Genomic DNA, 11,561 nt, shown 5'->3' with positions numbered 1-11,561 from the left:
TGCCCGCGCCGGGCCGGCCGGCCTGTGGGCACAGAGGGATTGGCCCCGGCCGGGGCGAACACCTCCCCGTCCGGGACAGTCCAGAACGCCGCGCACGGAGTTGAGGCCATGTCTGTTGGGTCCTGGTGGTTCACCCTCGCGCTACTCCTGCTGGTGTGGCCTGCGTCGGCGGCGACCCTGTATGTCGCCCCTAACGGCAATGACGCCTGGTCGGGCAAGCTCTCCGCCCCGAACAAGCAGAAGACGGACGGCCCGCTGGCCTCGCTACAGGGCGCGCGGGATGCCGTCCGCAAGCTCCGGGCCGCCGGGCCACTCACGGCTCCGGTGCAGGTGATCATCGCGGGCGGCACGTACGCCCTGGGCGAGCCCCTGGTGCTCGGCCCGCAGGATGGCGGCGTCACCTACGAGGCCGCTCCCGGCGCGAGGCCCGTGTTCAGCGGGGGGCGCAAGATCACCGGCTGGAAGCCGGGCCCCGGCGGCCTGTGGACGGCCCATGTGCCTGACGTCGCCGCCGGCAAGTGGACCTTCGAGCAGCTCTGGGTCAACGGCCGCCGCGCCACACGGGCACGTACGCCCAACGAGTTCTACCACTACATCCTCTCCGCCCCCAAGGGCGGCCCCGACCCGCAGACCGGGCAGCCGACAGACCTCTCCAACCGCGCCTTCACCGGCCGCCCCGAGGACCTCCAGTGCCTCGCGGGCCTCACGCCCGAGCAACTCCACGAGGTCAACATCGTCGCCTACCACTCGTGGGAGTCGTCCCGTTCGCGCATTGCTTCCTACGACCCCAAGACCCAACTCGTTGTCCTGACCGGGCGCATCGCGTGGACCCTCAACTACTGGGGGCCCAACATGCGCTACGTCATCGAGAACGTGAAGGCGGCGCTGGATCAGCCCGGTGAGTGGTTCCTGGATCGCGATGGCACGCTGTCCTATCTGCCGCTCCCCGGCCAGGACATGACCAAGACCGAGGTCATCGCCCCGGTCTGCCCGGAGTTCCTCCGCCTCGCCGGCCAGCCGGAGTTGGGACTCCTCGTCGAGAACGTGGCCTTCGAGGGCCTCAGCTTCCAGCACGGGCAGTACCTGCTTCCGCCCGGCGGCCATTCGGACGGACAGGCGGAGGTGACTGTCCCCGCCGTCGTCATGGTGGACGGCGCGCGCAACATCAGCTTCGACAACTGCGAGATCAAGCACCACGGCCTCTACAGCATCTGGTTCCGCCACGGCGTCAAGGACTGTTGGGTGACGCGCACCTACTGCGACGACATGGGCGCGGGAGGCGTGAAGATTGGTGAGGGCTGGGGGGTGAGTCTGACCGACCCGACGACGCACACCGGCCACGTCACGGTGGACAACTGCATCATCCACAGCGGCGGGCGCCTCCATGCCGGCGCGCACGGCGTGTGGATCGGCCATAGCGCCGACAATGTCGTCACTCACAACGACATCAGCGACTTCTTCTACACGGGTGTCTCGGCGGGGTGGAGCTGGGGCTACAACCGGTCGCTGGCCCAGCGCAACAAGATCGAGTTCAACCACATCCACCACCTCGGCTGGGGCGTGCTCAGCGACATGGGCGGCGTCTACACCCTGGGCATCTCCGACGGGACGACCGTCAGCAACAACGTCATCCACGATGTCTACTCCTACGACCGCTATGGCGGGGGTGGCTGGGGGCTGTATAACGACGAGGGCAGCAGCCATATCACGATGGAGAACAACCTGGTCTACAACACGAAGACCGGGACCTACCATCAGCATTACGGCGAGGAGAACACCGTCCGCAACAACATCCTGGCCTTCAGCATGAACGGCCAGTTGCAGCGCTCGCGGGTCGAGGACCACATCTCCTTCACCTTCGAGAACAACATCGTGTACTGGAAGGAGGGCGACCTGCTGCGGGGCAACTGGCGCAACCTGAAGTTCATCACCCGCAACAACTGCTACTGGGTCACCTCCAAACAGCCCGTCATGTTCCACGAGTTCACGCTGGACGAATGGCAGAAGCAGGGGCAGGAACAGGGCTCGATCGTGGCCGACCCACTGTTCAAGGACGCCGAGCACTACGACTTCACGCTCAGCCCCGCTTCCCCGGCGCTGAACCTGGGCTTCAAGCCCTTCGACTATACCAAGGCCGGCGTCTACGGCGACCCGAAGTGGGCCGCGCTGGCCCGGAGCTTCAAGTACGCCCAGGTGCAGTTCGCGCCCGAGCCCCCGCCCCCGCCGCCGCTGGTGGTGAGCGACGACTTCGAGATGGCCCCTGTGGGCGCCAAGCCGGCTGATGCCCGCACCTGTATTACCGAGAACAAGGGCGACAGCATCGGCGTGACCGACGAGAGGGGCGCCGGGGGCAGCAAGCACTGCCTCAAGATCGTGGACGCGCCTGGCCTGCAGTACGAGTACAACCCCCACTTCGCCTACCACCCGGCTTATCAGAGCGGCGTCGCCATCTGTAGCGTCGACATGCAGATCACGCCCGGCGTCGTCATGTACAACGAGTGGCGCAGTTGGGACGTGAACCCCTACCGCGTCGGCCCGTCCTTCTGGATCAGGGACGGGAAGCTGCGGGTCGCGGACCAGGACGTGCTGGCCCTGCCGGTGGGTGAGTGGTTCCATGTCGAGGTGTCGGCGAAGGTCGGGTCGGACGTGGACGGCAAGTGGCGTCTGCAGGTGACACTGCCCGGCGGTCAGCCGCAGTCCCTCGAGTTCGACAACGGCCCCGGCTTCAAGAACCTCACGTGGGTGGGCTGGAGCAGCTCGGCCACGGACAAGACGGCGTTCTACCTGGACAACATCCAGTTGCGCAACGAGAAGTAGGTCGCCAACCATGCGCTCAGGGAGTTGATAGCCATGCTCAGGACGATCCTCGCTGTGCTGGTGCTGCTGGCCGTCACCACCGCCTATGCCGCGGTGGATGTGCCGCTGCAGAACCTGAAGCCCGCGGTTACGTCCGGCTTCGCGGCCAAGGCCTCCACCGCCGCGGGCGGCGTGACCTTCGCCTTCAAGAAGACCGGCGATGAGCGGCGGTTGCTGGCCGTGGAGGGCGCTCCGGCGGGGAATCTCTCCGGGGCCCTGGCCGCCGAGGTGAAGTACCAGGTGTCTGTCACGACCGGCGAGGCCCCGCGCCTGGCGGTCATCGCCTGGGACAGCGACGGCGGGAGCTGGTACAAGGTGGGCGCCCGGTCGGTGAAGACCGACGGGGCGGGTGTGGGCCGCGTGTCCACGGCGGGCCTCATCCAGACGGCCTTCAGCACGGATGCCAGCGGCCAACTCGAGTGGGGCAACGTCAAGCGCCTTTGGGTCGGCTTCATCTTTGACGGTCCCGCCGCGGGTAGCGCCGCAGTGACGGGCGTACGCTTGACGGATATCCCGGTCGTGCCCACAGAGCCGGTGGCGATCATCAACGTCGCCGCCAAGTTCGGCGACAGCCATGACCCGGCGGCGAAGACGACGATCAGCGCCCCGGCCGAGGGCCCCGGCGGCAAGACCTGCTTCAAGTACGAGTTCGACGTGCCGGCCGGCAAGCACATGTTCGCCTGCCCCAGCACCGCGATCATCGCCGACGACCTGGAGGGCTACAAGGCGCTCCGCTTCCAGATCAAGGGCGACATTCCGCAGGGAATGCGGCTGCTCATCCAGTTCTCCGAACAGGGCGGCCCGATCTACTTCGTGGAGAAGCAGCCGAGCGACGTGCCGGCGAACTGGGCCGAGATGACGATCCCCCTGTCGGAGTTCAAGAACGCCACCTGGGGCCCCAAGGACGACAATGGGCAACTGGACCTGGCGAAGCTGAACACGCTGAGCATCGGCAGCCACGGCGTCCCGGCCAACGCGCGGCTGGGCACGATCATGGCCTGTGACGTGGTGCTGGTGCCGTAAGGCCACCCACCCCCGCGCCTACGGCGCGACCCCTCCCCACGGGGGAGGGGTAAGGCCGTCTCCCCCTCCCCGCAGAGGAGGGCTGAAGCTCCCCCCCTCCCTATAGGGAGGGGGCTGGGGGGTAGGACGCCGTACACAAGACTGCCTACCCCCGCCGCTGCGCGGCGACCCCTCCCTGAAGGGAGGGGTTTGCTGTCTCGTCCAGTTCGTCACCTCTGCCCAGCCAACGGTGATCTCCCATGCAGACCAACTACGTCCGTCTCCTGCTCGGCTTGGTGGCAATACCCCTGTGCCTTCCCGCCTTCAGCCTCACCCTCTACGTCTCTCCCGACGGCAACGATGCCTGGTCGGGGAAGCTGCAGACCGCCAATCGTCAGAAGACCGATGGCCCGGTGGCCTCACTGACAGGTGCGCGGGACGCTGTCCGCCGCCTCAAGGTTCAGGGCCCCCTGACTGAACCAGTGACGGTCAGGATCAGCCCGGGGGCGTACGTCATGGCCGAGCCGCTGGTGCTCGAACCGCAGGACTCCGGCACGGAGCAGGCCCCCATCACCTATCAGGGCGTGCCCTACCGGTCCATCTTCCCCGGTGGGCGCAAGATCACGGGCTTCAAGCCCGGGCCGGGGGGCGTGTGGCAGGCGACGGTCCCCGGAGTGGCCGCCGGCGACTACTACTTCGAGCAGCTCTGGATCAACGGCCGGCGCATGATCCGCGCCCGCACGCCGAACGCCGAGGACCCGGGCGAGACCCCACAGCCGCGCTACCTGTACGTGTGGAAGAAGATGCCCTTCGGCGTGGACCCGGTCACCGGGCAGCAGGTGGACATGAGCCGCCGCGCCTTCTACGCCCGCCCCGGGGACGTGGCCTGCCTGGCCGACGTTCCCCAGAACGGCCTCAACGACGTAACACTGGTATCGTACCACGCGTGGGAGACGGCGCGCCATCGCTTGCAGTCTGTAGACCTCCAGACCGGCGCGGTCATCACCACCGGCAACGCTCCCTGGGCCTTCCAGTGGCTCGGCGTGAACCACCGCTACCATCTGGAGAACTTCCGCGCGGCCCTGGATGCCCCGGGCGAGTGGTACCTGGACCGCGACGGCACACTCAGCGTCATGCCCCTGCCCGGCACGGACATGACGACCGCCACGGTCGTGGCGCCGGTCATCCCCGAGTTCATCCGCGTGCAGGGCGACCCGGAGGCGGGCCTGTATGTCGAGCATGTCACGCTGCGCGGCCTGGACTTCTTCTACACCGCACACACGCTGGAGCCGCAGGGCCATGGGGACGGACAGGCAGCGGTGAGCGTGCCCGCGGCGATCATGGTGGATGGCGCGCGCAATGTCACCTTTGATCGTCTCTACGTCGCCCATACCGGCGGCACGTACGGGCTGTGGTTCCGGCGGGGCTGCCGCAACTGCCGCGTGACGCAGAGTGAGTTCTTCGACCTCGGCGCCGGGGGTATCAAGATTGGCGAGACGCTGATCCAGTCGAAGGAGGCGCTGCAGACGCACGGCTGCGTCGCGGATAACAACCTCATCCACGCCGGCGGGCGGACCTTTCCCGGCGCCGTCGGCGTGTGGATCGGCCAGAGCAGCGACAACCAGGTCACCCACAATGACATCAGTGACCTGTACTACACAGGCGTCTCGGTCGGGTGGAGCTGGGGCTACCGCGACACCATCTGCAAACGTAACAGGACGGAGTTCAACCACATCCACCACCTGGGCTGGGGCGTCATGAGCGACATGGGGGGCGTATACACCCTCGGGATCCAGGACGGCGCCTCGGTCAGCAGCAACGTGATCCATGACATCATGTCGTGGAACAAGTTCGGCGCCGCCGGCCTGGGCCTGTACAACGACGAGGGCTCCACGCACATCACGATGGAGAACAACCTCGTCTACAACACTCGCGACTCCACCTACCACCAGCACTACGGGCGCGAGAACATCGTGCGCAACAACATCCTCGTCAACGGCCAGGACCGCCAGATCTCCTACGCCCGTGAGGAAGAGCACGTCCCCTACACCTTCGAAAGCAACATCGTCTACTTCACGACCGGCACACTCTTCTGGCAGACCTCGCCGGGCAAGCGCCAGTGGCGCTTCGACCGCAATGTGTACTGGAGAGAGGGCGGCGGCCCGTTCGACTTCTGCGGCCTGAGCTTCGCCGACTGGCAGGCGCTCGGCCAGGACCAGCACTCGGTCATTGCTGACCCGATGTTCCGCGATGTGGCGAACCTCGACTTCACGCTCGCGGCCGACTCGCCCGCGCTCAAGCTCGGCTTCAAGCCCTTCGATTACAAGCAGGCGGGCCTCTACGGCGACCCGGACTGGACGAAGCGCGTGCCGCGACACTACGCGCCGGTGCAGATGGCCCCCGACCCGCCCCCGCCGCCGCCGCTGGTGCTCAACGAGGACTTTGAGGCCGCCCCCGTCGGCGCCCAGCCGGCCGAGGGAACGCTCAATCTGGAAGGCAAGGGCGACTCGATCCTCGTGACCGACGAGACGGCTGCCGCCGGCACGAAGAGCCTGAAGTTCACCGATGCCGAGGGCCTCGCTCACAGCTTCGACCCGCATCTGGTCTACGGCCCGCGCTACGAGGCCGGGGCGTACACCTGCAGCTATGATGTGCGGCTGGAGCCTGGCGCCGAGCTATGGCAGGAGTACCGTGACTGGTCGGTCAGCCCCTACGTCATCGGCCCGAGCCTCAAGTTCGCGGACGGCAAGCTCTACGCGCGGGACAAGGAGTTGATGGCGCTGCCGACCGGGCAGTGGTGCCATATCGAGGTCACGGCCAAGCTGGGGGCCGGCGCGGACGGGCACTACCAGCTCACGGTGACGCTCCCCGGCGGACAGCCGCAGCAGTTCAGCCTCCCCTGTGTGGACGCCAAGTGGAACAAGCTCACCTGGGTGGGCTTCGTCAGCAACGCCACGAGCAAGACCGTATTGTACCTGGACAATGTGAAGCTCCAGAATCTCGCACCATAGTCGCAGGTATTGCCGGGGGCGCGACGAATTAGCCGCAGGCCTCCGGGGGGGGCGTCGGCCGGAGGCCGGGCGCACCACCGCTGAAAGGAAGTTCGTCATGCACGAGATCGTCGCCAAGCAAGAGCTGGCCCCCAACACCCACCTGGTTCGCGTGCGCGCGCCGCTCATCGCCCGCAAGCGCAAGGCGGGCCAGTTCGTGATCGTCATGGTGGACAAGCAGAGCGAGCGCGTGCCGCTGACGATCGTGGACTCCGACCCGCAGGAGGGCACCATCACCCTCGTCTTCCAGGCCGTCGGCAAGTCCACCATGCGCCTGGCCCAGCTCCAGGTCGGCGAGGCGGTCAGCGACATCGCCGGGCCGCTGGGCAAGCCTACCCACATCGAGAACTTCGGCCTGTGCATCGTCCTGGGCGGCGGCTATGGCGTGGCCCCGGTAGTGCCGATTGCGCGGGCCCTGGCCGAGGCCGGCAACCGCGTGGTGGCGATCAATGGCGCGCGCACGAAGGAAGCCGTCATTCTCGTGGACGAGCTGGAGAAGTTCTGCGAGCGCGTAGAGATCTGCACCGATGACGGCACGCTGGGCCATCACGGCATGGTCACCGCGGTGCTGGAGACGTTGCTGGGCGAGTACGGCCAGGTGGACTTTGTCCTGGCCATCGGCCCGGCGCCGATGATGCGCGCCGTGGCGAACATGACCAAGCCCCTGGCCATCCCGACGATGGTCAGCCTCAATCCCATCATGGTGGACGGCACGGGCATGTGTGGCGGCTGCCGCGTGGACGTGGGCGGCGAGCGCAAGTTCGCCTGCGTAGACGGCCCGGAGTTCGACGGCCACCTCGTGGACTTCGACAAGCTCATGGCCCGCCAGAAGGTCTACCGCGAGTTCGAGGGCGAGGCGCGGCTGCAGTACGAGCACTCGTGCAAGTTGAACTTGCCGCAGAAGGAGTAGTGGCGCAATTCATTGCGCCAGCCGTGGGTTCGGCGCGATGAATCGCGCCACTACGTTTCCCCTACCAGGAGCCCGAACCATGAGTCCCAAAGAGCGCGTCCCGCGCCAGCCGATGACCGAGCAGGACCCGAACAAGCGCATCTACAACTTCGATGAGGTCGCCCTCGGGTATGCGCCGGAGACCGCCGACCTGGAAGCCTCGCGCTGCCTGGGCTGCAAGAAGCCCAAGTGCGTCGAGGGCTGCCCCGTCGCGGTGGACATTCCCGGCTTCATCGGTCTGATCAAGGCGGGCGACTACGGCGGCGCGGCCAAGAAGATCAAGGAGACGAACGTGCTCCCGGCCATCTGCGGGCGCGTCTGCCCGCAGGAGACCCAGTGCGAGGAGAAGTGCGTCCTGAGCGTCAAGCAAGACCCCGTGGCCATTGGTCGGCTGGAGCGGTTCGTGGCTGACTACGAGCGTGAGCACGGTCAGGTGGAGGTGCCCCCCGCCGCGCCCGCGACCGGCAAGAAGGTCGCCATCATCGGCTCGGGGCCCTCGGGCCTCACCTGCGCCGCTGACCTGGCCAAGGCCGGCCACCAGGTCGTCGTCATGGAGGCGCTGCACGAGGTCGGCGGTGTGCTCGTGTATGGCATCCCGGAGTTCCGCCTGCCTAAGGCCATCGTCCGCGAGGAAGTGGAGTACCTGCGGAAGCTCGGTGTGGACTTCCAGACCAGCTTCGTGGTCGGCAAGATCCAGACGATCCCCGAGCTGCTGGACGAGTATGACGCGGTCTTCATCGGCACCGGCGCCGGGCTGCCCAAGTTCCTGGGCGTGCCGGGCGAGGACCTCATCGGCGTGCTGTCGGCCAACGAGTATCTCACCCGCGCCAACCTGATGCGGGCCTATGACCCCGAGGGCGACACGCCGGTCATGCGCGGCAAGACGGTCATCACCGTGGGCGGCGGGAACGTGGCCATGGACTCGGCGCGCACGGCCAAGCGCCTGGGCGCCGAGCGCTCCATCATCGTCTACCGGCGCACCATGGAGGAGATGCCGGCCCGCATCGAGGAGGTCCACCACGCCGAGCAGGAGGACATCGAGTTCCAGCTCCTGTCCGCCCCGGTGGCCTTCCTGGGGGATGACAACATGCGGCTGCGGGGGGCGGTCATTCAGAAGATGGAGCTGGGCGAGCCGGACGACAGCGGCCGCCGCAGTCCCGTGCCCATCGAGGGCTCCGAGTACGAGATGGCGGTGGATGTCGCCATCATCGCCGTGGGCACCGGCGCCAACCCGCTGATCTCCAGCACCACGCCCGACCTGGGCCTCAACCGGCGCGGCTACATCGTGACCAATGAGGAGACGGGGGCCACGAACATCCCCGGCGTATACGCCGGCGGCGACATCGTCACCGGCGCGGCGACGGTCATCGAAGCCATGGGCGCCGGCCGCAAGGCCGCCGCGGCGATCAACGAGTACCTCAGCGCCAAGTAGCGCGTCGAGTTCGCGAAGCGTGAAGAGTCACGGGGTGTCAGACGCAGTCTGACACCCCGTGACTCGTTTGCTGCCCATCGCGGGGCCCCGTCCTCCGGACACCCCGCGACTCCGCTATCTCTACCCCGCCCCCAGCTCCTTCAGCCGCCGCTTGGCCTCCTTCGCCGGCAGCGGCTCCATGCGTGTGCTCCATGGCTCGATCAGCGTCAGGCGCTTGCCCAGCGCCCGGTAGCAGTCCGGCAGGTCCAGCTTCTTGAGGATCCCCCACACCATCGCCGACAGCGGCCACTTGTAGTCCTCGTCCTGGGTCATTTCGTGGTAGGACAGTAGCGCGTGCTTGAGCGTCACAGTGCCCACGCGCGGGTGCAACACCGCCGCGAAGAGCGCCGGCAGCGAGCCGAGCCCGCGGCCGGCCAGGTGGATCTTGCGGTAGCCCCGGCTTTCCAGCAAGTCGAGCACGCGTAGCACATCGAAGGTCCGCCGCCCCAACATGCTCTCCCCGTACATCTCGGAGAAGTAGGCGTAGAAGTAATCCGAGCCGTACGGGGTCAGGTAGTTGCCGCCACAGGAGTTCGGGCGCGACTCGCCCCGGCCGCGCACATCCATCGCGAACAGGCGGCCCTGCTTGACCAGGCTCTGCGCCAGAGGCTCCTCCCGCAGGTCCTCATCGGCCGACAGGTGCGGGACATACAGGGTCGTCTCCTTGCCCGGGGCGATGCGGCACACCCACGAGCGCTCGTCCAGGCAGGTTAGCACCGTCTGGATGCCCGGCTGCGTCTCGACGCTGTACCAGGTGGGCGTGGCGCCGTACTCGCGGTTGCCGGGGCCGTAGATGAGGATGCGGTAGTCGGGCGGGACCGCGAGAGCTTTCGCCGACCGCGACGGGTCGCGGTCGGTGACCGCTCCCACGCCCTTCCCGAGGCCGAGCGCCTTCGCCAGCTCCTTCTTCAGCGCCTCGCCGGACAGTGGCTGGCGCTTGGCCGCCAGGGCCTGGGCCTTGCGGGCGGTGAAGGCCGGGACGTTGTCGGCGCCCAGTTCCCATACCTGCCCGCTCTGGGTGGCCCACAGGGCCTCGTCAGCCTCCGGCTCGCGGTCGGGCTCTTTGCTGCCCTCGCGCTGTCTGCCACAGTGCCTGTTGAAGAACCCGTACATGGCCTCCCGCAGCTCGGGGTAGTAGCCGTGCGGCCCGGGGCCGGTGAACATCTGTACGTCTGCCTCGGCCCCCAGCAGCTTCCACAGATGGCGCAGCCGCGCGTAGATCTCTTCGGAGCCGCGGTTGTCGAAGGCGTCGTACTCTTGCGTCAGCAAGATCAGCGGCTTGGGGGCGTGCAGGAACAGGAAGTCGTCCACATCGAGCCCGAACTCCAGCGCCCGCGGCGGGTCCTGCTCGCTGTCGGCGGGCAGCTCGTTCTCCAGGTTGCGCCGCCAGGTCGTGACATAGCAGCCCGGCCCGCCCATCGTGAACCGCTCGTCGGCGGCCAGGAGCCACGTCGTCATCGTCCCGCCGCCGGAGTTGCCGGTCAGGCCGACATGGTGCGGGTCCGCCTCGGGCCGCGACAGCAGGTAGTCCAGCGCCCGCACGCCGTCCCAGATGCGCCAACTGCCGAACCACTCGCCCAGGAGGCCCATGTGGTTGGCGCACTGGATGTGATCCCCGACGGTACCGTTGTACCGTGACTTGTGCGGCTGTCCGGCAGGGGGACAGCCCCCTGCGGGGACAGTCCCCACGGGGTACTGCAGCCGCTCACCCTGGCCGATGGGGTCGAAGATCAGCACGACATAGCCCTTGATCGCCAGGCCCTGACAGAAGGCTTGGTAGTTCGCCTCGGCCTTGCCGTTGAGGCTGTGTCCGCACACGCCCAGCACGCACGGCGCGGGGAGCGAGCGGCCCTTGGGGACATACAGGTTGGCCGTGACGGGGAAGTTGGGGCGCGTGTCGAAGATCAGATTCTCGACGCGGTAGTGCTCACGCTCGAACTCGCCGGTCTGGCGCACATGGAACGGCACGCGCGGGGGGCGCGGGCCGATGATCGAGCGGATGCGGTCGCGCACATGCTCTTGGTAGGCGAGCACCTCGCGCTTGCTCTGGAGGCCGAACTTGAGCGCCTCACTGATGCGCTCGCTCTGGCGCACACGCGCCATGAAGTAGTCCTGCATCATCGTCGGGAAGCGGTTCAGCGGTTCCATGGTGACCTCGGGGGTGTGGATTGGCGCACGGTTCGCCATGGCCTCGCGCCTCCCCTCCGTCGCGCAGGTCGCCGGCGCCGGCCGG

At 67.5% G+C, this 11,561-nt stretch carries 6 protein-coding genes; 5 read left to right on the top strand and 1 reads right to left on the bottom strand.

All coding sequences use genetic code 11. The features are described 5' to 3' along the window. Positions 1-108 precede the first annotated feature (108 nt). The 5 genes from LLH23_17955 to gltA all read left to right on the top strand — a co-directional run bounded on the left by LLH23_17955 (position 109) and on the right by gltA (position 9,289). Positions 109-2,817, top strand: coding sequence for a right-handed parallel beta-helix repeat-containing protein (locus LLH23_17955; protein MCE5240353.1), 2,709 nt, complete (start codon positions 109-111; stop codon positions 2,815-2,817). A 33-nt stretch (positions 2,818-2,850) separates the two neighbouring features. Beyond that, positions 2,851-3,879, top strand: a complete 1,029-nt coding sequence (locus tag LLH23_17950) for a CIA30 family protein (GenBank protein MCE5240352.1) — start codon at positions 2,851-2,853, stop codon at positions 3,877-3,879. Between the two features lie 239 nt (positions 3,880-4,118). Next, on the top strand, positions 4,119-6,869 hold the full coding sequence (locus LLH23_17945; protein MCE5240351.1) for a right-handed parallel beta-helix repeat-containing protein: 2,751 nt from the start codon (positions 4,119-4,121) through the stop codon (positions 6,867-6,869). A gap of 97 nt (positions 6,870-6,966) precedes the next feature. Continuing rightward, entirely contained in the window at positions 6,967-7,818 is an 852-nt protein-coding gene (locus LLH23_17940; GenBank protein ID MCE5240350.1) for a sulfide/dihydroorotate dehydrogenase-like FAD/NAD-binding protein, read from the top strand. A gap of 79 nt (positions 7,819-7,897) precedes the next feature. After that, on the top strand, positions 7,898-9,289 hold the full coding sequence (gltA, locus tag LLH23_17935; protein ID MCE5240349.1) for an NADPH-dependent glutamate synthase: 1,392 nt from the start codon (positions 7,898-7,900) through the stop codon (positions 9,287-9,289). 120 nt (positions 9,290-9,409) lie between these two features. Here gltA and LLH23_17930 read toward each other — a convergent pair whose 3' ends face one another. Next, a complete protein-coding gene (locus LLH23_17930; GenBank protein ID MCE5240348.1) occupies positions 9,410-11,515 on the bottom strand; it encodes a prolyl oligopeptidase family serine peptidase in 2,106 nt (701 codons plus the stop codon). Positions 11,516-11,561: the final 46 nt, after the last annotated feature.

This window comes from bacterium (assembly GCA_021372615.1).
GTDB lineage: Bacteria > Armatimonadota > Zipacnadia > Zipacnadales > UBA11051 > JAJFUB01.
The sequence above is the reverse complement of the archived record's forward strand: the minus strand, read 5'-3'. Positions and strand labels throughout refer to the sequence as shown.